Raw genomic sequence first — 23,503 nt, forward strand, 5'->3', positions numbered from 1 at the left:
TTAGAGGGCGCGCGATCCTTAACCCACCCCGTTTCAACGGAGCGAGACATGGCCATTCAGCGCACCTTTTCCATCATCAAGCCCGACGCCACCAAGCGCAACCTGACCGGCGCGATCAACGCCAAGATCGAAGCCGCCGGCCTGCGCATAATCGCGCAGAAGCGCATCCACATGACCCCCGCCCAGGCCGGCACCTTCTACGCCGTCCACAAGGAGCGCCCCTTCTACGGTGAACTGTGCGAATTCATGGCCTCCGAGCCGGTCGTCGTGCAAGTGCTGGAAGGTGAGAACGCGATTGCGAAGTACCGTGAAGTGATGGGCGCCACCGATCCGGCCGAAGCCGCCGAAGGCACCATCCGCAAGGAATTCGCGCTGTCCAAGGGCGAGAACTCGGTCCACGGTTCGGACGCACCCGAAACCGCAGCCGAGGAAATCGCGTATTTCTTCGCCGGGCTTGAACTGGTCGGCTAAACGTCGGCGATACCGGATTGCGAAGGGGCGGGTGCCGCGGTCGGCGCCCGCCCTTTTTCGTGCAGGTGCTGCCGCAGGGTCGCGATGCTGCGGCGGTTGGCCTTGAACCCGATGTCGAACACGTCGCCGAGCACGGGCACGAGACCCACCGCGTAATCCAGCGCATAGGTGCCGGTCATGCGCAAAAGGACGGGTGTTGAGGCCCCAAGCCGCCGCGCCGACAGCAGGATGTAGGCGGCAGGGGCGAGGGCGAGCGTATCGCCCACGCCCGGGATCAGGCCGATCAGCCCGTCATACCCGATGCGGATTCCGGTGAAGGGAATGCGGAACGCGCTGTCCAGCCGGGTCGCCAGTCGATCGAGCCGTTCCAAGTGCCTTTGGGTCTCGGGGCCGGTCATCGGTTACACCGTGCGCGGCTGGTCGCGCAGGATGATGTACAGCGCGTGCACGATGCCGGGGATGTAGCCCAAAATCGTCAGAACGATATTGATCCAGAAATGCTTGGTCAGGCCGACCTCCAGAAACACGCCAAGGGGCGGCAGGATGATGGAGGCGATGATGCGCAGGATATCCATGATGATCTCCCTGTGAGGCTGCGTCATTGTCTGTGACGGGAACGGTCATCATCGGGATAGGTTCCGACGGCCTCCCACTCGGGGGCCGTTTCGACCCGTGCGCGCATGGGGGTGTGGGTTTGGTGTATCTGCAACAAAACCGATAAATCAGATATTCCAAAAGAAAAGGCCGCCTCGTATGAGACGGCCTTTGGTCTTTTGGGGACTGCGCGGGGGAAGCGCCCGTCGCAGTCCCCTGTTCGGCGCCCGACCCGCCGGGAGGAGGGAGGGGAGAGTGCGCCGAAACTGGTGTTTACATCGGCTCGGGCAGCGGCGTATCCGCGGTGCGCGTCGGCAGGACCGGGTGCACGACCTCGGGGATTTCGCCGGTCAGCGTGCGCAGGAAGGCGGCGATGTCCGAGATCTCCTGTTCGCTGAGTTCGGCACCCAGCTGGGCGACGCCCATGACGGCCACGGCTTCTTCCAGGTCCCAGACGGCGCCGGAGTGGAAATAGGGGGCGGTCAGTTCGATGTTGCGCAGCGGTGCGGCGCGGAAGACGTAATCGTCTATCGCGGTTTCCGTCACGGCAAAGCGGCCGCGGTCGCCCTCGGGCAGCACGTTGGCACCCGGACGCTCGACAAGGCCGAACGGGTAATAGTCCTGGCCACCCATGTTGACGCCCGCGTGGCAAGCGGCACAGCCCTGATCGATAAAGGCGTTCAGGCCGGCCAGTTCCTGTTCATCCAGGCTGTCGGCCCCCATCAGGAACTGGTCGAACCGCGAGTTCGGCGTGGTCAGCGTGGCTTCGAATGCCTCGATGGCAAGGGCGAAATTGTCAAAGGTGACAGGATCTTCCTCGCCCGGGAAGGCCTCCTGGAAGGCGTCCACATAGGCCTGCATGGAGTTCAGCGTCGCGATCACGCGCTCGGGCGTGTTGTTCATCTCGACACCGGCCTGAACCGGGCCGGTGGCCTGTTCGGCAAGGTCGGCGGCGCGACCGTCCCAGAACTGGGCGACGTTGAACACGGCGTTGAACACGGTGGGCGAGTTGCGCGGACCGGCCTGCCAGCCATGGCCAATCGAGGTTTCCAGGCCGTCGACCCCGCCCGTGCCGACATTGTGGCAGGACTGGCAGGAGAACAGGCCCGAGCGTGACATGCGCGGATCGAAGAACAGCATCGCACCGAGATCGACACGCTGGCGGGTGACCATGTTGCCGTTGGCTAGATCGGGGGTCGACAGCGGGATCGGCTCGAACAACTCGTTTGCGTATTCACGCAACTCATCGTTCGCCAGCGCGGGACCTGCAAGGGCGGTTGCAAGGGCGACACCGGCGGTGAGCGTGGTGCGGAACATGGTATGACACTCCATTCGGTTTGCGCGCTTCCTGGAAGCCCGTTGGAATGATTCCAGAGTATGCGAAGGTGCACGGAAAAGTGTTTGACATGGGTCAACTTCCGTCGCGTCAAAAAGAAACTTTTTGGGTTCGCTTTTTAACGGCGGGCGCCGGTCCCGATCCGGTCGAGGATCCGTTCGAGTTCGGGGTGTGCACCGCCGCTCTGCCGGGTCCTTGCGACGATCGCGTCGAAGGTTTCGCGCAGCGCGGCTTTCTCGGCGCCTTTGCAGTCGTTCCAGGGGCGTCCTTGCAGGCTCATGACCAAGACGTAGAACCCGATGAAATGCGGCCGCGTGCCGGTTTCGATCATGCGGGTGTAGGCGGTTTCCGCCCCGATCCGTCGCAGCTCGGTCGCCGTGCGAATGCCCGCGCGGGCGAGGGCCGGTCCGATGTTGCGGATCGTGGTGACGGAGTCTTCCGCCGGGGTGTTGCTCATCCTCGGGACCTCCCGAAGATCAGCCTATCAGATGCTGGCCCAATCCTTGAAGCGGACCGGGGCCGGGCGCGGTTTTTCGGGCTTCTGGCCCTTCGCCGGGGTGGGTTGAGGTGCTGTCGGCATAATATTGCTCCAAACCGTCATGAAACGTAATTTCATGAAAGTCTAATTCTTGCCACAAATCGAGCAAAACCGGGGAAACAATGTGGCGGAATTGTGTCCGCCGCCGCAACGTTGCACGGCGGACACAGGGGCAAGTGCCTGTCAGCCCGTGGATTTCAGCGCATCGTAATTCGCCTTGATCCGCTCGAGGATGTAATCGCCCGCGGTGATCGGCGGGTATTTCCCGGCCGGGCCACGCAGGACGAAATCCTTGTTGGCCTGTGCGAAGAAGGGGATCGAGTAGCGCGGCCCGAGATACTCGTCAGGGCGCGGCATCCGCACGCGGTGCGGGTTCGACAACAGGCGGTCATCGGACCAGCGCATCAGCATGTCGCCGATATTGCAGGTGATGATGCCGGTGACCGGTTCGACACTGGTCCAGGCGCCATCTTCGGCGGCGTAGCCGGGGCAGACCTGCAACCCGCCCTGGCCGGTTTTCTGATGCAAGAGCGTCAGGCAATCGAAATCGGTATGGGCACCGGCCCGCCAGCCCTCGAAATCCTCGGGCTTGGCGTTTTCCATCGGCAGGTAGTGGATCAGGCGCAGGGTGGATTGATACTCGGGCGAGGCCGGGTCATGGGCGCGGGTAAAGAGATCTTCGGCAAACCCCAGTTTCAGAGCGAAACACGAGAGCACCTTCATCGCGACCTCCCGGTTGGCGCGCTCGAAGGCCAGCATCTTGTCCTTGAACGCGGGCAGCGCCGCTTCGGCTGGCCAGAGGCCGTCCATGCGGGGCAGGGTGATCTGGTAGCTTTCCTTCTGATCCGGCGTACCGGTCGAGGGGCGAACCTGCGCCTTGAACTCCCAACCCGCGTTGGTGCCGGGGCGCAGCGGCATGGTTTCCTTCACCTCCATGGGCTGGGCGAAGAATTTTTCGGACAGCGCGAACGCCTCCTCGATCTGTGCCAGCGGGATGCCGTGGCCGGTCAGTTGGAACAGGCCGAGCGTGGTCGCGGCCTGCCACAGCTGGTCGGCGATCTCGGCCTTGCGGGTCTCGAATTCGCCCAGGTCGATCAGGGCGACCTGATGTGTTCCCTCGGTGCCCATCCCCCCGATGCGGGATTCCCGGTTCAATTCGTCGTAGCTGTAGCTGCCGGTCGATGCGGTCATGGTCGTTCTCCTGTTCCGGGGCCCGGACGGCCCGCGCGTGAAACGGGAGCAATGACCCGGACGCCCTTGCGCCCTGACTGCTTCTACTCCGCGAAAAAGCTGACGATCCGGCCAAGTGGAAGAGAGACGAGGAGGCGGATCGTCAGCCAGTCTTTTCGCGTCGGCGCCTTTGAGATCGGCAAAGGAAGGGAGGAGACTGATCCCGAGGCGTCCGACAATCTGAAAGTCGCACGGGCTCGGCGCTGCGCACAGGCAAAGCGTGCCGCTGCGTCGCGGCATTCGGCACTTGCACAATTCTTGAGCGAAACTTCTGGCGCCGCCCCGCGATATTGTGCGGTTTCGGTGCCGGTTTCGGGCGATCCCCGCGACTCGCAACGAAAAACGCCCCGCCCGAGATTGGGCGAGGCGTTGACGTGCCGGGCGGGGTGAGCCGCCGGGCAGGCATCTCAGATGGCGAGGTATTCCTCGCGCAACTCGTTGTTATCCAAGACCTCCTTGGCGTCGCCGTCAAAGACGACCGAGCCGGTGTCGAGGATCACGGCGCGGTCGGCCAGTTCCAGCGCGGCCACGGCGTTCTGTTCCACGATGATGGTGGTGATACCCTGGTCGCGGATCACGTTCAGGGTCTTGGCGATTTCCTGGACGATGACGGGGGCCAGCCCTTCGTAGGGTTCATCGAGCAGAAGGATCTTGATGTCGCGCGCAAGCGCGCGGGCGATGGCCAGCATCTGCTGTTCGCCCCCGGACAGCGTGACCCCTTCCTGCTTGCGGCGCTCGCCGAGGCGGGGGAACAGCTCGTAGATACGCTCCATCGACCAGCCATGGGGCGGGGCGATCTGCGCAAGCTTGAGGTTTTCCTCGACCGTCAGGCCCGGGATGATGCGCCGGTCCTCGGGCACCAGCGCAAGGCCGTTCTGTGCCGCCTGGTGGGCCTTCATCTCGTGCAGGGGCTGGTGGTCGAGCCAGATCTCGCCATGGCGCAACTCGGGGTCGTCCACCCGCGCGATGGTGCGCAGGGTCGAGGTCTTGCCCGCACCGTTGCGCCCCAGCAGGGCGAGGATCTCGCCCTCGTGCACGTTGAAGCTGATGCGCTGGACGATGTAGCTTTCGTCGTAATAGGCGTCGATCTCCCAGACCGACAGGAAGGCCGGCGCGTGGCTGGCATGGTTGGCGTTCGGGTCCCATTCAGGTTTGACGTTCATCTCTGTTCCTCCTGCCGGTCCTCAGACCTGCGCCTCGCCAAGATAAGCTTCGCGGACCTTCGGGTGGCCCTTGATTTTCTCGGGGATGTCCTCGACCAGCGGCGTGCCCTGGGCCAGGACCGTGATCCGGTCGGCGAGGCTGAAGACGACATGCATGTCGTGTTCGATGATCGCCATGGTGATGTTGCGCTTTTCCTTGATCTCCTTGAGCAGGTCGATCGTGTTGTTGGTATCGGCGCGCGCCATGCCGGCGGTCGGCTCGTCAAGCAGCAGCAGCTTGGGCTTCTGCACGAGGCACATGGCCATCTCCAGCCGCCGCTTGTCCCCGCGCGAGAGCGAGGCGGAATGCATGTGCCGCTTGTCGAGCATGTTCACCTCGTCAAGCATGCCCTCCGCCTCGTCGAGCAATTCCCGCTCGTTGGCGATGGTCTCGTAGGCATGCAGGCGGAAGGTGCCGTCGCGCCGGGCAAAAACCGGCATCAGCATGTTTTCCAGCACCGTCAGATCGCCGAAGATCTCGGGGGTCTGGAACACGCGGCTGATGCCCATCTGGTTGATCTCGTAGGGCTTGCGGCCAAGCACGCTTTGCCCCTCGAACGTGACCGTCCCGGTGTCGGGGATGAGCTTGCCCACGAGGCAGTTCAGCAGCGTGGACTTGCCCGCTCCGTTGGGGCCGATGATGGCGTGGCAGGTGCCTTCCTGCACGCTGAGGTTCACGTTCCCCAGTGCTTGCAGGCCGCCGAAGCGCTTGTTGACGTCCGTGACTTCTAGGATACCCATGGCCGTCTCTCCTCACTCGCCGGGTTTCGGGGCAGGGGTGGCGGGGCCGGTCTGGTCCTCGCGCCCGCGTTTGCGGCGGAATAGGTTGCCGATCCGCTTGCCGCCCTCGACGATGCCGCCGGGCAGGAAGATCACCACCAGCATGAACACGATCCCCAGCGTCAGGTGCCAGCCCTTGCCGATGAACGGGTGCAGGATGAAGACCAGCGTGTTTTCCAACCAGCCGGGCAGGGCGGCGAACCAGCTGTGCAGGATCGCGTCGTTGATCGTGGAGATGATCGACTCCAGATACTTGATGAGGCCCGCCCCAAGGATCGGGCCGATCAGCGTGCCCGCGCCGCCGAGGATGGTCATCAGCACGACCTCGCCCGAGGCGGTCCAGAGCATCCGCTCGGCCCCGGCCAAGGGGTCCATCGCGACCATCAGTCCACCGGCGAGACCGGCATACATGCCCGAGATCACGAAAGCCGCCAGCGTGTAGGGCCGCGCGTTCAGGCCGGTATAGCTCATCCGGGCCTGGTTCGACTTGACCGCGCGCAGCATCAGGCCGAAGGGCGACCGGAACAGCCGGATGGCGAGATACATGGCACCGACCATCACGATGGCCGCGAAATAGTAGCCGACATTGAAGGTGAAGGACCAATCCCCGACATTCCAGGTGGTGCTCGCGCTCATCTCCAGCCCGAAGATATGGGGCACCGGGATGTTGCCGCTTTCGGTCTGGCTGACGCCGAGGATGCGCGGATCTTCCAGCGACAGGGTCAGCCCCGATTCACCGCCCGTGATCGGCGTCAGGACCGAATAGGCGAGGCTGTAGAACATCTGCGCGAAGGCCAGCGTCAGGATCGAGAAGTAGATGCCCGACCGGCGCAGCGCGACGAAGCCGATGATCAGCGACAGGATGCCCGCCGTGATAACCGACACGATCAGCGCCGGGATCACGTTCATGGTCAGAAGCTTCATCATCCAGACCCCGGCATAGGAGCCGATCCCGAGGAAGGCCGCGTGACCGAAGCTGAGATAGCCGGTCAGGCCGAAGAGGATGTTGAAGCCCACGGCGAAGATCCCGAAGATCACCAGCTTTTGCAGCAGGTCGGGGTAGCCGCCGTTGAACTGCGCCAGGCCCACCGATTCCGGGAAGGGGTTCATGATGAAAGGCGCAAAGACAAGCAGCGCGATGACGATGAGGAAGAGCCTCAGATCCGCCTTGTTCAGTCCGAGCATGGGATCAGTCCTCCATGACGCCCTTGCGGCCCATAAGGCCACGCGGACGGGTCAAAAGCACGACGACGGCGACCAGGTAGATGATGACCTGGTTGATGCCGGGGATGAGGTCGATGAAGAACGACATCGAGGCAAAGCTCTGCAGGATGCCCAGCAGGAAGCCCGCCAGAACGGCGCCCGGAAGGCTGCCCATGCCGCCCACCACGACCACCACGAAACTGAGCACGAGGAAGTCCATGCCCATGTGATAGTTGGGCGACAGGATCGGCGTGTACATCACCCCCGCAAGGCCCGCGACGATCGCGGCGATCGCGAACATGGTGACGAAGCGTTTGTCGATGTCGATGCCCAGAAGGCCCACCGTCTCCCGGTCGGCCATGCCGGCGCGCACCACCATCCCGAAGGTGGTGAATTGCAGGAAGGCGAAGACCGCGCCGATCACCACGGCGGCGAAGGCGAAATAGATCAGGCGCCAGTAGGGATACATGATCGCATAGGGATCGAAGCCCAGAAGCTGACCGAAATCGAACGACCCGACGAAGGCGTCGGGTGCCGGCATCGGGATCGGGTTGGCGCCGAAGAAGGCCTTGACGATCTCCTGCAACACGATGGCGAGGCCAAAGGTCACGAGGATCTGGTCCGCGTGGGGCCGTTTGTAGAAGAACTTGATCAGGCCGCGTTCCATCGCGACCCCGATGATCGCCATGATCGGAATGGCGAAAAGGATCGATAGCGGCACCGCCCAGTCGATCAGCGCACCGCCGAATTCAGGCCCGAACCAGGCCTCGACATAGGGGGTGTCCACCCGCATCGGGTTGCCCAGGAAGTCGGTGCGCGTCTCGTCGATGGTCTCGAACGACAGCGTCAGAACGCGGCTGAGCGTGACCGTGACGAAAGCGCCCAGCATGAACAGCGCGCCATGGGCGAAATTGACGACGCCGAGCGTACCGAAGATCAGCGTCAGCCCCAGCGCGATGAGCGCGTAGGCCGAGCCTTTGTCCAGCCCGTTCAGAATTTGCAGAATTATCGTTTCCATGGCCGCACGGGTCCCTTTGCCGATCTGCCGATGTTCTTGCCGAAGTGCCCCTGCTGTGCACGCATCCCGGCGGCGCGGTCAGGCGCGGTCGGGAGGATGGGGCGAAAAGACCCGGGCGCGGCGGCGCCCGGGTCGATCCCGTGCCTGGGCTTAGGCGCCCGGGTTGCAGCTGCCCAATGCGCCACCCGCGAAGTCGGGGTGATCGACCGGGTAGGTGACGGTCTCGCGAGGGGTGACCTCGACGATTTCGAGAAGGTCGAACTCGTTGTCCGGGTTCTCTTTGCCGCGCACGACCAGCACGTCCTTGAAGCACTGGTGGTCTTCGGCGCGATAGAGCGTCGGACCATTGCCCAGGCCGTCGAACTCGAACCCTTCGAGCGCTTCGACCACGCCGCAGGGGTTGAAGGTGCCGGCGCGGGTCACGGCATCGGCATAAAGCAGCGTCTGCACGTAGCAGGTATGCGCCGCCTGCGACGGCGGGAAGCCATAGCGCTCGCCGAAGGAGCGGGTGAAGGCCCGGCTGCCTTCGTCCTGCAGCGACCAGTGCCAGTTCGTCGAACCGAAGATCCCCTGGATCGCTTCACCGGCACCGCGGGCCATGAGGCGCGAGAAAAGCGGCACGATGATCTCAAACTGCTTGCCGTTGGCCTGTGCCTCGCGCAGACCGAACTGGACGGCCTGGGTCAGCGAGTTGACCATGTCGCCGCCGTAGTGGTTCAGGATCAGCACGTCGGCGCCCGAGTTCGCAACCGGCGTCAGGTAGGACGAGAAGTCGCCCGCGCCCACCGGGGTCAGCACGGTCTCGACCGTCTCCCAGCCCATCTGCTCGGTGTAGGTGCGCATGGAGTTTTCCTGCGACCAGCCCCAGGTGTAATCCGCCGTCAGGTGGTAGGCCTTGCGGTCCGAGCCGTAGTTGGCTTCGAGGATCGGCGCCAGCGCGCGGCCCGACATCTCCGTGTTGAAGAAGTGACGGAACCCGTTGGCGCGGCGATCCTTGCCGGTGGTGTCGTTGGAGTGGGTCAGGCCGGCCATGAAGATGACGCCGGCGTCCTGGCACAGGCCCTGCACGGCGATGGCCACGCCCGAGGACGAGCCACCGGTGATCATGATCGCGCCGTCGCGTTCGATCATCGAGCGTGCCGAGGAGCGGGCCGCATCCGACGAGGTCTGCGTATCGCCGGTCACGTACTCGACGCGGCGGCCAAGGATGCCGGTGCCGTCCAGAACCTGGCTGGAGAAGGTGTTGAGCATGCCGCCATCGCCTTCACCGTTCAGGTGCTCGACCGCCAGCTGGTAGGCACGCAGCTCGTCCGCGCCTTCATCGGCATAGGCACCGGTCTGGGGCACGTTGAAACCGAGCGTCACCGAAGATGCGCCCGGCTCGTTGGTGAAGCCGTAGGCCTTGCTGGTGAAGATCGTCGGCAGCGACAGCGCGACGCCGGTAGCGGCGCCGGCCCTGAGCAGGCCACGACGCGAGAGATTCTTGTCAGACATTTAATCCTCCCATGGATTTTTAGGCCCGGACCTCCCAATCCAGGCATGGGCAACGGACACCCACCCTTACGATCTGGGAGATGCAATTTATTATCCAGCGCGCCGTCGGGACGAAATTTAATTTTGAAAAGAAATTTTCATCACAGGGCAATAATTGAAAATAGCGATATATATCAAATATCTAGTTTTCGTTCGCGCCAGGGCTGAGTGCGCTGCCCCCTCTGTTTACGGCTTTGACGAATGCGGCGTGGCAAAGGTCGGCCGTGGCCTGCTGCGGAGGGCTGGTGCGACTTCGCTACAGCCTTCGACCGGGAATCGGGATGCGGATACTTCGCCAGGGATGCCGCGGATGTCATGATAGGCGAGAGCGCTGCCACGCGAGAGCGAAGAACGCCCAGGCCAAGCACAAAAGTGGCGACGGCTATCACGCAGCATTCAGTATTATCAGATGATTTTGGCTCCGGCGGTAGGGATCGAACCTACGACCAATTGATTAACAGTCAACTGCTCTACCGCTGAGCTACGCCGGAACTGGCGGTGCGTATAGCAAGACAGTTTTTGCCCGTCCAGAGGGGTAGGCGAGAAAAATTGACTGTTACGTTCGGGCAATGCGAAAGCGCATGCCCGGGTGCGGAGGGTCGAGCGCCTCGACCTCCGTTTTCTCAAGCATGTCAATGAGATGGGCCAGGACATTGCGGGCGGCGGCCGGGATCAGCTCGGGGGCGATATCGTCGTAGATCCGGCGCGCGAGCGTCGTGGCATCTGAAGTCGCAAGCTCCGACAGCGCCGCGCGGATCTGGGTTTCGCGGTTGCGCCGGTGGGCCAGCAACTCTTGTGCGCGGTCCTGGGGTCGGGTCACCGGATCGCCATGGCCGGGGTAGTAGATGCGGTCATCGCGCGCGGCCAGCCGGCAGACCGAGTCCATGAAGGCCGTCATGTCGCCATCGGGCGGCGAGACGAGCGAGGTGGACCACCCCATGATCAGGTCCCCCGAGAACAGGGCGCCGTTCCACGCGAAACTGAGGTGGTTCGCCATGTGGCCCGGCGTTTCCAGCACGTCGATCCTGCCCCAACGCCCAACCACGGTCGCGCCTTCGCGGACAAGACTGTCAGGGGCGAAATCGGGATCGACACCTTCGCCACCGCCGATCTCTCCGGTCCTGGCGAGCTCCTGCATGATCGCTCGCCGTCCCCAATCCGAGGGACCGGCTGCCAGAATCGGGGCACCCGTGGCCCGTGCAAGATCGCGGGCAAGGCCGGAATGATCCTTGTGCGAATGGGTGACGAGGATCGTGGAAATGCACTCTCCCTCGTCGAGGGCGCCGAGGATGGCCTCCAGATGCTCGGGCAGGGCCGGGCCGGGGTCGATCACCGCCACCTCTCCGGTCCCGAGGAGGTAGGTGTTCGTGCCCTTGAAGGTCATCGGCGAGGGGTTGGGGGCGAGGATGAGTCGCAGATCCTTCTCCAGCCGCATCGGTCTGCCCCTTTCCATCGCTTCGGTCGCGCGTTTAGATGCCGTCATGTCGCCCTTCTCCTGGATCAAGCGTTTCCTGCCCCGCGGTCTTTATGGCCGGGCGGCGCTGATCCTGATCGTCCCCGTTCTCGGGGTGCAGCTTGTCGTGTCGTCGGTCTTCATTCAACGCCATTACGAGAATGTCACCGAACAGATGGCCCGCGCCCTCGCCCTGGACATGAACCTGGTGCTGGAGCGTTTTGCCTCGGGCGGCGACGCGGCCGGGCGCGCGACGGCCGAGGCGCTTGAGATCGAATTGGCCATCCCGCCGCAGTCAGAGCCAGGGGACCGTCGGCTGTTCTACGACCTGTCTGGTGTGGTGATGATCGACGTGATGCGGTCGAACGTGCCCGGTGTCACGGCTGTCGATCTCGTCAATATCGACGATGACGCGACGATCTCGGTCGCTGCGGGGGCAGGGCACCCGGCCATGGACATGACCGTCAGCCGCCGGCGTGTCTCGGCGTCCAACCCGCACCAGCTTCTCGTGATCATGGGGTTTACCGGCATTTTCATGACAGCCCTGGCCTATCTTTTCCTGCGCAACCAGCTGCGCCCGATCCGGCGTCTGGCCAAGGCGGCCGAGGCCTTCGGCAAGGGGCGGCGCGTCGAGTACCGGCCGGCGGGCGCGACCGAGGTGCGCAGCGCGGGGCGCGCCTTTCTCGACATGCGCAACCGGATCGAGAACCAGATCGAACAGCGCACGCTGATGTTGTCGGGGGTCAGCCACGATCTGCGCACGCCGCTGACCCGGATGCGCCTCGGGCTGAGCATGATGGAGGACGAGCAGGGCGCGGCCGATCTCATTCGCGATGTCGAGGAGATGGAGGTCCTTCTCAACACTTTCCTCGATTTCGCGCGGGGCGAGGCCCTGGATGATCCGGTCGAGACGGATGTCGTCGCGCTGGCCAACCGGGTGGTGGACAATGCAAGGCGGGCAGGGGGGCAGGTGACCTACGATGGACCCGAACGCGGCGATCGGGTCTTGATGCGCCCGGATGCGGTGCATCGCGCCCTGACCAACCTGATCGGCAACGCGCTGAGATACGGGGACAGGGCGGTGCTCTCCCTGACCCTGCTGGAGGGGGCCCTGCGCTTTACCATAGAAGATGACGGGCCCGGCATCCCGCCCGAGGATCGCGCGGCGGCCGTCCGGCCCTTCACCCGGCTCGACTCGGCCCGCAACCAGGACCGCGGCACGGGCGTGGGCCTCGGTCTTGCCATCGCGACGGATATCGCCCGGCGTCACGGCGGGACCTTGCGGTTGGCGGAAAGCGCGCGTCTGGGGGGCTTGCGGGTCGATCTGGTGCTGCCGCGATAGCGGGGCGACGGGGCGGGCAGGGGCGCCGTGCGCCCATGGTAGGCCCGGAGGGACTTGAACCCCCAACCAAGGCGTTATGAGCGCCCTGCTCTAACCAATTGAGCTACAGGCCCGCCAGCCAGACGCTTAGCAGACCGCCCACGCCCGTCAAGCCATGTGCTGGATCGCGCGCTTGCCCGTATGCGGCCCGTGGCCTATTCCCGGTGTCAGGACTGTTCCGAATCCCCGGTGACTGCATGCCGTCTCTGACATCTCTTGGTCTTCGCTACCTCGTCTGGCTCGTCGGATTGCGGCTGGTCTTCGCGGCGCTGGTGGCCTTCGCGGGGCTGCCGAATTCGCTGGCCGCGGGCGTGATCCTTGCTTCGGTTCCCGCCGTGGATATCGGCATGCGCGCCGCGCGGACGGCCGACCGGCTTCTGTCGCTGAAAGACTGGGCGGCTGTCTGGGGCGTGATGATCGGGCCGTACCTGGTGCTGAACGTCGTGGTGCCCGCCGTGCTCATCCCCGAGGTGCGGCAGATGCTGTCCGAGCCGCAGGGGCTTGGGGATACCTTCTTCCTGGCCGCGTCGACCGGGCTGATGCTGGCGCTGTTCCTGTCCATCGGCAAACGGGCGGCCGGTGCCTCCGCGCCCGGAAACGGGGGCAACCGGACGCCGTGACCGTGCCCTTGGTCAGGCGGCCTCGCGACGTGGGAGCGGGGTGGCGAATTCCGGCAGATACTGCTTCATCCGCTTGCGCTTGATGTGCGGGAAAAAGGTCTGCGCGAACCGCTCGATGCCGTCCGGCCCGATCAGGGCATGCAACTCCGCAAGCGCATTGCGGGCGTGGTCGGCGTGCTGCCAGAGAACCCCGATATTGTGGTAATGCACGATGTCGGCGGCGCTCGCAGGTGCGGCGCCGAAGGCCTGGATGTTGAAGTTCATCCGCTGCGCCAGCTTCTTGACCGGAGCCTCGATCTTGTAGCCCAGGATCGGGAGGGCCAGTTGATCGATAAAGGTGCGGTCCGCCACGGCGTCTCCGGCCTTCTCCAGCAACAGGGCCGCCTCAAGCCAGCTACGCCCGATCCCCGTCGGATCGCCATTTGCATCGGCCTCGCGGAAGATGACCAGTCCCGCGTTGAAATAGGGCAGGGTGGTCAGGCGACGCCCGCCGCGCAATCGGACGCGTTGCTCTGGCAGGTCGAGGCCGAAAAGGGCGTAATGCGACCGCCAGCTGTCCGCGTCGGTGCCGGGGCTTGCATAGTCCGAGACGCTGGCCGCGATCTGCGCCCGCCCGAGTTCCCTTGCGAAATTCACGGGCCGCGCCAGAACCATGTCGGTATCCATGAAGACCGAGACCTCGCAGTCCCGCTCATCCGCAGCCGCCAGGAGCTTGTTTCCTTGCGGGTAGGGTGCTGACCACGGCAGGTGGCCGAGATGGGTGTGCGGGATCTCGCGCAGGGAAATGCCCGAGCGCTCCAGAACCTCGGCGGTCAGGGGATCGATCTTGTCGATATAGTCGCTGCGGACATAGGCCACCGCGCGCTGGCTGCGCGCATCGAGATGCGCCCTGAGCGTCGGGACCAACAGGCAGGCCTGAGCCTCCAGACGCGGACCATCGACCACGAAAAATACTTCGACTCCCGCGGAGTTCGCCATGCTGCCTGCCTCGATTGTTTTCTTTTTAAAAAAGAATCGACGAGAATTGTGTCGAAATTGGGGCAAGGTCCCACGCCGCATGGACGAACGCGCAAGGCCCTGCTAGGGGCCTGCCAGGAAATATGGAGGCGCTGACATGGGCGATCGCAAACCGGGCCTGACCTATGCCGAGGCAGGGGTCGATATCGATGCAGGCAACGCGTTGGTCGATGCCATCAAGCCCGCCGCAGCGGCGACACGGCGGCCCGGCGTGGTCGATGGGCTTGGCGGGTTCGGGGCGCTCTTCGACCTCAAGGCCGCAGGCTACAGCGACCCGGTGCTGGTCGCCGCGACCGACGGCGTGGGCACCAAGCTCAAGATCGCGATCGAGACCGAGGCCTTCGACACGATCGGGATCGACCTTGTCGCGATGTGCGTCAACGACCTCGTCTGCCAGGGGGCGGAACCCCTGTTCTTCCTTGACTATTTCGCGACCGGCAAGCTGGAGGTTGGGGCCGCGGCCCGGATCGTGACCGGCATCGCCGAGGGGTGTCGCCTGTCCGGCTGCGCCCTGATCGGCGGGGAGACGGCAGAGATGCCGGGCATGTATGCGCCGGGGGATTTCGACCTTGCCGGTTTTGCCGTGGGCGCGATGGAGCGCGGACAGGGCCTGCCGGCTGGCGTGGCGGAGGGCGACGTGCTTCTGGGGCTGGCCTCGGACGGGGTGCATTCGAACGGCTATTCGCTGGTGCGCAAGGTGGTGGACCGCTCCGGCCTCGATTGGCAGGCGCCGGCCCCTTTCGCTTCGGAGCAAAGCCTCGGCACAGCCCTTCTGACGCCCACGCGGCTTTACGTGAAGCCGGTCCTTGCAGCAGTTCGCGCGGGCGGGGTTCACGCGCTCGCCCATATCACCGGCGGCGGCCTGACCGAGAACCTGCCCCGCGTTCTGCCCGAGGGGCTGGGGGCCGAGATTGACCTGTCCTCCTGGACCTTGCCGCCGGTCTTCGCATGGCTGGCCGCCGAAGGCGGGCTGGAGACGCCGGAACTGCTCAAGACCTTCAATGCCGGGATCGGCATGGTTCTGAGCGTTGCCGCCGACCGCGCCGATGCGGTCGCAGACCTCCTGTCCTCCGAGGGCGAAACGGTCTGCCGGATCGGGCAGGTGGTTGCCGGGCAGGGCGTGCGCTACTCCGGGGCGCTTTCGTGACGAAACGCGTCGCGATCCTGATTTCCGGCGGCGGGTCCAACATGGTGGCCCTTGCGCGCTCCATGACCAGGGATCACCCGGCACGTCCCTGCCTTGTCCTTGCGAATGATCCGACGGCCGGTGGCCTGACGAAAGCCGCCGAAATGGGTATCCCGACAGCGGCCGTCGATCATCGCCCCTTTGGCAAGGATCGCGCGGCCTTCGAGGCTGCGCTGACCGAGGCCATTACCCCGCACGCCCCTGACATGCTTTGCCTTGCCGGGTTCATGCGGGTTCTGACCGAAGGCTTCGTCAGCCAGTGGCAGGGAAGGATGCTGAACATTCACCCCTCGCTCCTGCCGAACTATCGCGGGCTGCATACCCATGCCCGCGCGATCGAGGCGGGCGATGCCGAGGCGGGATGCACGGTGCACGAGGTGACACCGGCCCTCGATGATGGCCCCATCCTCGGGCAGGCGCGGGTGCCGATCCTGCCCGGCGACACGCCCGGCGACCTCGCCGCCCGGGTGCTGGAGCAGGAACATCTGCTCTATCCTGCCGTGCTGCGCCGCTTCGCTGCCGGGGATCGCCGCCCGGTCTTCCTGCCGGAACCGGCGGGCTAGGGCGCGCCCTCTCTTTTCTTTCCTCGACCGCTCGCCTATCACCGCGAGATGCCAAGTTGTGCCACGAACGGATGACCCGTGCCTGAGACCCTGACCACCACCGACGCGCTGGCCGCCTTTTGCGCCCGCGCCGCCCAAGCCCCCTACGTCACCGTCGATACCGAGTTCCTGCGCGAACGCACCTATTTCGCGCAGCTGTGCCTCGTGCAACTGGCCCTGCCGGGCGAGGATGACAGCGATGCGGTTCTGGTGGACCCGCTGGCCGACGGCATGGACCTTGCCCCGCTTTACGAGCTGTTTCGCAACACCGGCGTCGTGAAGGTGTTTCACGCCGCGCGGCAGGACCTCGAGATTTTCCATGTCGAGGGCGATGTGGTGCCCGCGCCGCTTTTCGATACGCAGGTGGCGGCGATGGTCTGCGGTTTCGGTGACCAGGTCGGCTACGAGACGCTGGTGCGCAAGATCGCCAAGGCGAGCCTCGACAAGTCGTCCCGCTTTACCGACTGGTCGCGCCGCCCGCTCAGCGATGCGCAGAAAACCTATGCGCTGGCCGATGTGACCCACCTGCGCCAGATCTATGAATACCTGTCCGACCGCCTCAAGACATCCGGCCGCACCCATTGGCTGGAAGAGGAACTGGCCAGCCTGACCGATGCCGAGAACTACGTGGTGGAGCCGGAGAATGCGTGGAAGCGTCTGAAACTACGCTCCTCCTCTCCGAAACTCTTGGCCGTCGCCAAGGAACTGGCCGCCTATCGGGAGCGGACCGCGCAGGAAAAGAACATTCCGCGCAACCGCATCCTCAAGGATGATGCGCTGATGGAACTGGCCTCGACCAAGCCGAGATCGGTGCAGGACCTGTCGAAATCCCGCCTGCTGCTGCGCGATGCCCGCAAGGGGGCGATTGCCGAGGGACTTGTCGCCGCCGTCAAGCGCGGGCTGGAGATGAATCCCGAGGATATGCCGAAGCTGCCGAAGGCGCGCGACCGCTCGGGCCTGAACCCGGCCCTTGCCGACCTGTTGCGCGTCCTTCTGAAAGCCAAGGCGGAAGAGGCCGGCGTGGCGTCCAAGCTGATCGCCTCCTCCTCGGATCTCGACGATATCGCCAATGGCGAGCATGACGGGATCTGGGCCACCGGCTGGCGCCGCGAGGTGTTCGGCGAAGACGCCCTGCGCCTGTTGCGGGGAGAGGTCGCGCTGTCCGCCGTCGGTCAGAAGGTCAAGATCGTCCCGGTCTAGGCGGGTTTAGCGGCGGGTGACCGAGCGACGGTTGGCCTGCCCGATTACCAGGATGGACCGCACGCCTTCGAGGTCGCCGCGCCCGAGCGCGGTGGCGGCGATGATTTCGCGCGTGGCGGGGCTTCCGGTGGGTTGCGGCGTGTCGGGCGGGGCGGCGCGGAATTCAAAGATCAGGGTGCCGTCTTCGCGGCCTGCGGGCACCAGTTCGGCCTGCCAGTAGCCTTGGGTGGGAACCACCCCGGTGGCGCGCGCGATGGCCCCCGATGTCGTGGCCTCGACGCTGAGGGCGATGACCTCCGTCACCAGCGGGCGCGGATCGGAGGAGGTGACCTCCTCGCCTTCGACGACACGCACGCGTTCCTCCTCGTCGCCCCCGAACCAGTTCATCGGGTTGAGGCGGCTTCCGCAGGCCGACAGCGAAACGATCAGCGACAGGACGACAAGGGCGCGCAGCATGGGGCAATCTCCGGGCTTCGGTTGCGGCGTTGTCTATCCGATTGGCCCTGCGATGAAAAGCGCCACTGGACTGTCGCGGCCAGCCCGCCTACCTCAGGGGCGTAGCAGCGAAAGGGGCAGATCATGGCGACCGAAGCCTTCGAAGAGATCGCGGAGACGTTCGACTTCCTCGACGATTGGGAAGAGCGCTACCGCCACGTCATCGAACTGGGCAAGGCGATGCCCGCGCTGGACGACGCGGTGAAGGTGCCCGCGACCAAGGTCGAGGGCTGCGCCAGCCAGGTCTGGATCCTGCCCCGGATCGAGGGCGAGGGGGCTGACGCGACCTTCGACTTCGAGGGCGACAGCGACGCCATCATCGTGCGCGGCCTCATCGCCATTCTGCACGCCCTTTACGCAGGCCTCACGGCTGCCGAGGTCCTGAAGGTCGACGCGCAGGCCGAGTTGGGGCGGCTGGGTCTGGACGAGCACCTCTCGTCACAACGCTCGAACGGGGTGCGGGCGATGATCGGACGGATTCGCGACCTGGCAGCAGAGCGTGCCGCCGCTTGAAGATCGCGCCATAAGCTTCTGAAACAAAAAAGGCCGCCCGAAACAGGGCGGCCTTTTCGATTGCGTCGGTCGCGCTGTCAGCGGTTCTCGATCTCGACGTAGTCGCGATGCGTCTCGCCGGTGTAAAGCTGGCGCGGGCGGCCGATTTTCATCGCCGGATCGGTCAGCTGTTCCTTCCACTGGCTGACCCAGCCCACGGTGCGGCTGACCGCGAAGATCGGCGTGAACATCGAGGTCGGGAAGCCCATCGCCTCGAGGATGATGCCCGAATAGAAATCGACATTCGGGAACAGCTTTTTCTCGGCGAAATAGGGGTCTTCGAGGGCTGTCTTTTCCAGCTCCATCGCGACTTGCAGGATCGGGTTGTTCTCGATCCCCAGCAGGTCCAGCACCTCGTGGGCGGACTGTTTCATCACCGTCGCGCGCGGGTCGTGGTTCTTGTAGACGCGGTGGCCAAAGCCCATCAGGCGGAATGGATCGTTCTTGTCCTTGGCGCGGTCGATGAACTCGGGGATGCGGTCGGGCGTGCCGATTTCCTTGAGCATTTCCAGGCAGGCCTGGTTCGCACCGCCATGCGCCGGCCCCCAGAGGCAGGCGATGCCGGCCGCGATGCAGGCGAACGGGTTCGCGCCCGAGGACGATGCGAGCCGCACCGTCGAGGTCGAGGCGTTCTGCTCATGGTCGGCATGCAGCGTGAAGATCCGGTCCATCGCGCGGCTCAGGATCGGATCGACCTTGTACTCTTCGCAGGGCACGGCAAAACACATGCGCAGGAAGTTCGAGGCGTAATCCAGATCGTTGCGCGGATACACAAAGGGCTGACCAATCGTGTATTTGAACGCCCATGCCGCGATGGTCGGCATTTTCGCGATCAGGCGATGCGAGGCGATCTCGCGCTGGCGGGGATCGTTGATATCGGTCGAGTCGTGGTAGAAGGCCGACATCGCGCCGACCACGCCGACCATGACCGCCATCGGATGAGCATCGCGGCGGAACCCGCGGAAGAAGTTCCCCATCTGCTCGTGGATCATCGTGTGATGCGTGATCGTGGTCTCGAATTTTTCCAGCTCGGCGGCACTGGGCAATTCACCATACAGAAGCAGGTAGCACACTTCGAGGAAATGCGATTTCTCGGCCAGCTGGTCGATCGGGTAGCCGCGATGCAGCAACTCGCCCTTGTCGCCGTCGATAAAGGTGATCGAGCTGTCGCAGGACGAGGTCGAGGTAAAGCCGGGGTCATGCGTGAAAACGCCTGCCTGGGCATAGAGTTTGCCGATATCGACCACATCGGGCCCGGCACTGGGCGACCGCACGGGCAAATCGTAGGATTTGCCGTCGATGGTCAAGGTGGCGGTTCTGGTGTCTGCCATTGTCGTCCCTCTCCAACTGAACTGCCGCGCCGGGGCGCGGGCAGGGGATAGGGGCCGGACATTGCAGTCGCGGACCCCACGCTGAGTATGCGCCCCGCCCGTATTATTCCGGGCGGGAGGCGGCGTCCGTCAGGCGGGCGATGGTTTCGTCCCGACCGATGACGAGCATCATGTCGAACACGCTGGGGGTGACACTCCGCCCTGCAAGGGCCGCCCGAAGGGGGCCTGCAAGCTTGCCGAACTTCACCTCGTGGGCGTCCGCGGCGGCGTTGAGCGTGGTCTCCAACGTCTCTCGCGTCCAGCTAACATTCTGCAACTGCGCAGTCAATTCTCGCAGTATACCACGGGATACAGGATCAAGCGCCTTGGCGGCCTTCTCATCGGGCTGGATGGGGCGGGACGCCAGAACAAACTCTGCCTTTTCAATGAGATCGGGCAAGGACTTCGCGCGTTCCTTCAGGCAGAACATCGCGTCGGACAATCCATCTTTCTGCGATTGCGAAAGCGGCTCGTGCTGCGTCAGCGCAAGGAACCGCTCCACTTCGCTTACAATTTCATCATCCGCCATCCGCGCGATGTGCCACCCGGCGACATTCTCCAGTTTTTTCATGTCGAGCCGGGCAGGAGACTTGCCGATTCCCGACAGGTCGAACCAGTCCGTCGCCTGCGCGTCGGTGAACAATTCGTCATCGCCATGCGACCAGCCAAGGCGGGCGAGGTAATTGCGCATCGCGGCGGGCGGGTAGCCCATCTGCGCGTATTCCATCACGCCGAGGGCCCCGTGACGCTTGGACAATTTCTTGCCGTCGGGGCCGTGAATCAGCGGGATATGCGCCCAGACCGGCTCGGCCCAGCCCATCGCGTGGTAGATCTGCGCCTGCCGGGCCGCGTTGTTCAGGTGGTCGTCGCCGCGAATGGCATGGGTCACGCCCATGTCGTGGTCGTCCACCACCACGGCCAGCATGTATGTCGGCGTCCCGTCCGAGCGCAGCAGCACCATGTCGTCCAGCTGTGCGTTCTTCACCGTCACGCGGCCCTGCACCGCGTCCTCGATCACCGTCTCGCCGTCGCGCGGGGCCTTCAGGCGCACCACGTAAGGCTGGCCGGCCGGATGGTCCGCCTCCGCTGCGTCGCGCCACGGGCTGAGGAACAGGGTCGAGCGCCCCTCGGCCTTGGCCGCATCGCGAAAGGCCTGGATTTCCTCCTGCGTCGCAAAGCACTTGTAGGCGTGACCCGCGGCCAGCATCTCCTGCGCGACCTCGGCGTGACGCTCGTGGCGAGCGAACTGGCTGATCACCGGCCCGTCATGATCGAGCCCCAGCCATTCCAACCCGTCAAGGATGGCCTGCGTGGCCTCGGGCGTCGACCGGGCGCGGTCCGTGTCTTCGATCCGCAGCTGGAACTTGCCGCCGCGTCCGCGCGCATAGAGCCAGTTGAACAGCGCGGTGCGCGCGCCGCCGATATGCAGAAAGCCGGTGGGCGAGGGGGCGAAACGGGTAACGACGGTGTCGTGATCGGCCATGTGATCCCTTCCGGGCGCGCATCCAGGCGCCCGCGTTAACCAGTTGGAAACCTTGTCTTGGCTAGACAGGGGGGACTTACTCGACTGCGATGGAGGGGTGCAAGGGTGCGCGCGTGGCCGATCCTCGCCGCCGTGAACGCGGTGCAGCAGGGCCAGCGCGGGGCGCTGATGCCTTGGTCACCCGTCGCGCTGGCGATCGGCGTCGCGATCTATTTTGCCCTGCCTGTCGAACCGACGGCCAATGCCTACCTGGCTGTTGCACTTGTGGCCGTCCTTGGCCTGGCGCTCGTCGTCGCTCGGCGCGAGGCGTTGGGGCCGTTCGGCTTCGCCCTGATGCTGGTTGCGGCGGGCCTGTTGCTGGCCGGGGCGCGGGCCCATTCCGTCGCCGGTCCGGTCCTCGATTTCCGCTATTACGGGCCGATCGAAGGCCGCGTCGTCGGCATAGACCGCTCCGCCTCGGACGCCTTGCGCCTTACGCTTGCCGATGTCCGCCTCGAAGACATGCGGCCTGAGCGGGTTCCGCGCCGCGTCCGCGTCGCGCTCCATGGCGATCAACGCTGGCTGGACCCGGCGCCGGGGATGCGGGTGATGATGACCGGGCATCTCTCTCCGCCCTCCGGTCCGGCCGAACCCGGCGGCTTCGATTTCCAGCGTCACGCGTGGTTCCTGTCGCTCGGGGCGGTCGGCTACACGCGCACGCCGGTCCTTCTGGCGGCGCCGCGCCCGCCCGGAGAGGCGCCGCTGTTCCATCTCCGCATGCAGCTCAGCGCAGCCATCCGCGCGCAGATCGACGGTCAGCCGGGCGCCTTCGCCGCCGCCGTTCTGACCGGCGATCGTTCGGGGCTCGAAGCCAGCCCGGTCGAGGACATGCGCGCCGCCAATATCGCGCATCTCCTGGCCATTTCGGGCCTGCACATGGGGCTTTTGACCGGGTTCGTCTACGCGGCCTTGCGCGCCGTTCTCGCCCTGATCCCGGCACTGGCCTTGCGCTACCCGATCCGAAAATGGGCGGCGGTCGCTGCGCTTGCCTCCGGCGCTTTTTACCTTGCGCTTTCGGGGGGAAACGTCGCGACCGAACGCGCCTTCATCCAGGTGGGCGTGATGTTCGTGGCGGTTTTGCTGGATCGGCGCGCGGTGACGCTCCGGTCCGTGGCCATCGCGGCGCTGATCGTTCTGGCGCACCGGCCCGAGACGCTGATGTCGCCGGGGTTCCAGATGTCCTTCGCCGCGACAACGGCCCTGGTGGCCGTGTTCAACGCGATGCGCGGGGTGGAGGGGATGACCGCCTGGCCGAAATGGGCGCGGTGGATTGCGGCGCTGGTGCTCTCCTCCGCCGTGGCGGGGCTGGCGACCGCGCCCTTCGCGGCCGCGCATTTCAACCGGATCGCGGTCTACGGGCTGGTGGCGAACCTTTTGACGGTGCCGGTGATGGGCAGCCTGATCATCCCGGCGGCGGTCGTCGCCGCGCTTCTCTGGCCAGCCGGGGGGGCGCCGCTTGCCTTTGCCGTGATGGAGCCGGGGCTGACATGGATCCTGTCCGTGGCCGAGCGTATCGCGGCCATGCCGGGTGCGACGCGCGCCGTGGTCACGCCGCCCGCAAGCGTCCTTGGCCTGATCAGCCTGGGCGCGCTTTGGGTGATCCTGTGGCAGGGGCGGGCGCGCTGGCTGGGCCTTTTCCCGGCGCTGCTGGCCTTTGTGCTGTGGACGGGCGCATCCCGCCCGCAGGTGCTGATCTCCGACACCGGGCGGTTGGTCGGCGTGATGACAGAGGCGGGCCGGGCCCTCTCCCGATCCCGCGGCGACGGGTTCGTTGCGGGGATCTGGCTGGAGAATGATGGCGATCTCGCCGATCAGGAGGCGGCCCATGCGCGCGACGGATGGCGGCCTGAGGGGGCCGGCATGTCGATGGTGGTGGAGGGCGTGCGCCTCTGGCATGGATCGGGGCGTCGGGCCTTGCCGGATGCGGCAGCGGCCTGCGCGACCCATGACGTGATCGTCCTGTCCGAACCCGCGGAAGAGACGGACCCGCCGCTGACCTCCGCGATCCTGCCCGTTTCGCAAAACCACCCGCCCGGCATGGCGCGTGCCTCGGGCCTGCCGCCCCAATGCCGGGTGATCGACGCAACACTCCTGCGCCGAACCGGGGCCATCACCCTGTCCATCGCGGCGGGCGATGTCTCAATCGAAACAGCCTCCGCCCGGCAGGGGCAGAGGCTGTGGTCATCCAGGCCGTAAGGGC

General features: G+C 65.2%; 23 protein-coding genes and 2 tRNA genes. 8 read left to right on the forward strand and 17 right to left on the reverse strand.

Annotated features, from left to right (window positions below; translation table 11 throughout):
• The first annotated feature begins 48 nt into the window (after positions 1–48).
• Entirely contained in the window at positions 49–471 is a 423-nt protein-coding gene (ndk, locus tag ABD923_RS04575; protein ID WP_222187875.1) for a nucleoside-diphosphate kinase, read from the forward strand.
• On the opposite strand, the gene ABD923_RS04580 is transcribed toward ndk, so the two are convergent.
• The 12 genes from ABD923_RS04580 to ABD923_RS04635 form a co-directional block, all read right to left on the reverse strand.
• Entirely contained in the window at positions 468–869 is a 402-nt protein-coding gene (locus tag ABD923_RS04580; RefSeq protein ID WP_345229427.1) for a DUF4112 domain-containing protein, read from the reverse strand. The two genes, ndk and ABD923_RS04580, sit on opposite strands and share 4 nt — an antisense overlap.
• Positions 870–872: 3 nt before the next feature.
• Positions 873–1,046, reverse strand: coding sequence for a YqaE/Pmp3 family membrane protein (locus ABD923_RS04585; RefSeq protein WP_259546424.1), 174 nt, complete (start codon positions 1,044–1,046; stop codon positions 873–875).
• A gap of 292 nt (positions 1,047–1,338) precedes the next feature.
• Positions 1,339–2,382, reverse strand: coding sequence for a cytochrome-c peroxidase (locus tag ABD923_RS04590; RefSeq protein ID WP_259546423.1), 1,044 nt, complete (start codon positions 2,380–2,382; stop codon positions 1,339–1,341).
• A 137-nt stretch (positions 2,383–2,519) separates the two neighbouring features.
• Positions 2,520–2,858, reverse strand: coding sequence for a TfoX/Sxy family protein (locus ABD923_RS04595; RefSeq protein ID WP_259546422.1), 339 nt, complete (start codon positions 2,856–2,858; stop codon positions 2,520–2,522).
• Between the two features lie 264 nt (positions 2,859–3,122).
• Entirely contained in the window at positions 3,123–4,130 is a 1,008-nt protein-coding gene (locus ABD923_RS04600) for an isopenicillin N synthase family dioxygenase (protein ID WP_259546421.1), read from the reverse strand.
• Between the two features lie 446 nt (positions 4,131–4,576).
• Positions 4,577–5,332, reverse strand: a complete 756-nt coding sequence (locus ABD923_RS04605) for an ABC transporter ATP-binding protein (protein ID WP_259546419.1) — start codon at positions 5,330–5,332, stop codon at positions 4,577–4,579.
• 21 nt (positions 5,333–5,353) lie between these two features.
• Positions 5,354–6,112 (reverse strand): ABC transporter ATP-binding protein, encoded by a 759-nt coding sequence (locus ABD923_RS04610; protein WP_259546417.1) that lies wholly within the window; start codon positions 6,110–6,112, stop codon positions 5,354–5,356.
• Between the two features lie 12 nt (positions 6,113–6,124).
• Positions 6,125–7,336: a branched-chain amino acid ABC transporter permease gene (locus ABD923_RS04615; RefSeq protein WP_259546416.1), complete on the reverse strand. Its 1,212-nt coding sequence runs from the start codon at positions 7,334–7,336 to the stop codon at positions 6,125–6,127.
• A gap of 4 nt (positions 7,337–7,340) precedes the next feature.
• Positions 7,341–8,372: a branched-chain amino acid ABC transporter permease gene (locus ABD923_RS04620; protein WP_259546415.1), complete on the reverse strand. Its 1,032-nt coding sequence runs from the start codon at positions 8,370–8,372 to the stop codon at positions 7,341–7,343.
• Positions 8,373–8,522: 150 nt separating this feature from the next.
• A complete protein-coding gene (locus ABD923_RS04625; protein WP_259546414.1) occupies positions 8,523–9,866 on the reverse strand; it encodes a substrate-binding protein in 1,344 nt (447 codons plus the stop codon).
• A 455-nt stretch (positions 9,867–10,321) separates the two neighbouring features.
• Positions 10,322–10,396: transfer RNA gene (locus tag ABD923_RS04630), tRNA-Asn, on the reverse strand.
• 65 nt (positions 10,397–10,461) lie between these two features.
• Complete coding sequence (locus ABD923_RS04635; protein WP_259546413.1) at positions 10,462–11,388, reverse strand: MBL fold metallo-hydrolase; 927 nt, start codon at positions 11,386–11,388, stop codon at positions 10,462–10,464.
• Here ABD923_RS04635 and ABD923_RS04640 point away from each other — a divergent pair.
• Positions 11,387–12,700: an ATP-binding protein gene (locus ABD923_RS04640; protein WP_259546412.1), complete on the forward strand. Its 1,314-nt coding sequence runs from the start codon at positions 11,387–11,389 to the stop codon at positions 12,698–12,700. The genes ABD923_RS04635 and ABD923_RS04640 overlap by 2 nt on opposite strands.
• 36 nt (positions 12,701–12,736) lie before the next feature.
• On the opposite strand, the gene ABD923_RS04645 is transcribed toward ABD923_RS04640, so the two are convergent.
• Positions 12,737–12,813: transfer RNA gene (locus tag ABD923_RS04645), tRNA-Ile, on the reverse strand.
• A gap of 123 nt (positions 12,814–12,936) precedes the next feature.
• Between ABD923_RS04645 and ABD923_RS04650 the strand changes: the two genes are divergently transcribed.
• Complete coding sequence (locus tag ABD923_RS04650; RefSeq protein WP_259546411.1) at positions 12,937–13,359, forward strand: hypothetical protein; 423 nt, start codon at positions 12,937–12,939, stop codon at positions 13,357–13,359.
• Between the two features lie 12 nt (positions 13,360–13,371).
• Here ABD923_RS04650 and ABD923_RS04655 read toward each other — a convergent pair whose 3' ends face one another.
• Positions 13,372–14,337 carry a hypothetical protein gene (locus ABD923_RS04655; protein ID WP_259546410.1) on the reverse strand — a complete coding sequence of 322 codons (966 nt, stop codon included), beginning with the start codon at positions 14,335–14,337 and terminating at the stop codon, positions 13,372–13,374.
• 136 nt (positions 14,338–14,473) lie between these two features.
• Here ABD923_RS04655 and purM point away from each other — a divergent pair, with 136 nt between their 5' ends.
• The 3 genes from purM to rnd all read left to right on the forward strand — a co-directional run bounded on the left by purM (position 14,474) and on the right by rnd (position 17,364).
• Positions 14,474–15,523: a phosphoribosylformylglycinamidine cyclo-ligase gene (purM, locus tag ABD923_RS04660; protein ID WP_259546409.1), complete on the forward strand. Its 1,050-nt coding sequence runs from the start codon at positions 14,474–14,476 to the stop codon at positions 15,521–15,523.
• The gene (gene purN / locus ABD923_RS04665) at positions 15,520–16,125 is read left to right on the forward strand and encodes a phosphoribosylglycinamide formyltransferase (protein ID WP_259546408.1); all 606 of its coding nucleotides are present in this window, start codon (positions 15,520–15,522) and stop codon (positions 16,123–16,125) included. The genes purM and purN overlap by 4 nt, the downstream gene beginning before the upstream one ends.
• A 78-nt stretch (positions 16,126–16,203) precedes the next feature.
• A complete protein-coding gene (rnd, locus tag ABD923_RS04670; protein WP_259546407.1) occupies positions 16,204–17,364 on the forward strand; it encodes a ribonuclease D in 1,161 nt (386 codons plus the stop codon).
• 6 nt (positions 17,365–17,370) lie between these two features.
• Here the strand turns inward: rnd and ABD923_RS04675 are convergent, their stop codons facing one another.
• Positions 17,371–17,820 (reverse strand): hypothetical protein, encoded by a 450-nt coding sequence (locus ABD923_RS04675; protein WP_222187745.1) that lies wholly within the window; start codon positions 17,818–17,820, stop codon positions 17,371–17,373.
• Positions 17,821–17,943: 123 nt separating this feature from the next.
• Here ABD923_RS04675 and ABD923_RS04680 point away from each other — a divergent pair, with 123 nt between their 5' ends.
• The gene (locus tag ABD923_RS04680) at positions 17,944–18,372 is read left to right on the forward strand and encodes a SufE family protein (protein ID WP_259546406.1); all 429 of its coding nucleotides are present in this window, start codon (positions 17,944–17,946) and stop codon (positions 18,370–18,372) included.
• A 77-nt stretch (positions 18,373–18,449) separates the two neighbouring features.
• Here the strand turns inward: ABD923_RS04680 and gltA are convergent, their stop codons facing one another.
• Complete coding sequence (gene gltA, locus ABD923_RS04685) at positions 18,450–19,742, reverse strand: citrate synthase (RefSeq protein WP_259546404.1); 1,293 nt, start codon at positions 19,740–19,742, stop codon at positions 18,450–18,452.
• A 103-nt stretch (positions 19,743–19,845) separates the two neighbouring features.
• On the reverse strand, positions 19,846–21,264 hold the full coding sequence (gene gltX / locus ABD923_RS04690; protein ID WP_259546402.1) for a glutamate--tRNA ligase: 1,419 nt from the start codon (positions 21,262–21,264) through the stop codon (positions 19,846–19,848).
• Positions 21,265–21,369: 105 nt separating this feature from the next.
• On the opposite strand from gltX, the gene ABD923_RS04695 reads away from it, so the two are divergent.
• Positions 21,370–23,499 (forward strand): ComEC/Rec2 family competence protein, encoded by a 2,130-nt coding sequence (locus ABD923_RS04695; protein WP_259546401.1) that lies wholly within the window; start codon positions 21,370–21,372, stop codon positions 23,497–23,499.
• Positions 23,500–23,503: the final 4 nt, after the last annotated feature.

Source organism: [Roseibacterium] beibuensis (assembly GCF_039542305.1).
In the GTDB taxonomy this organism is placed as follows: domain Bacteria; phylum Pseudomonadota; class Alphaproteobacteria; order Rhodobacterales; family Rhodobacteraceae; genus Roseibacterium; species Roseibacterium beibuensis.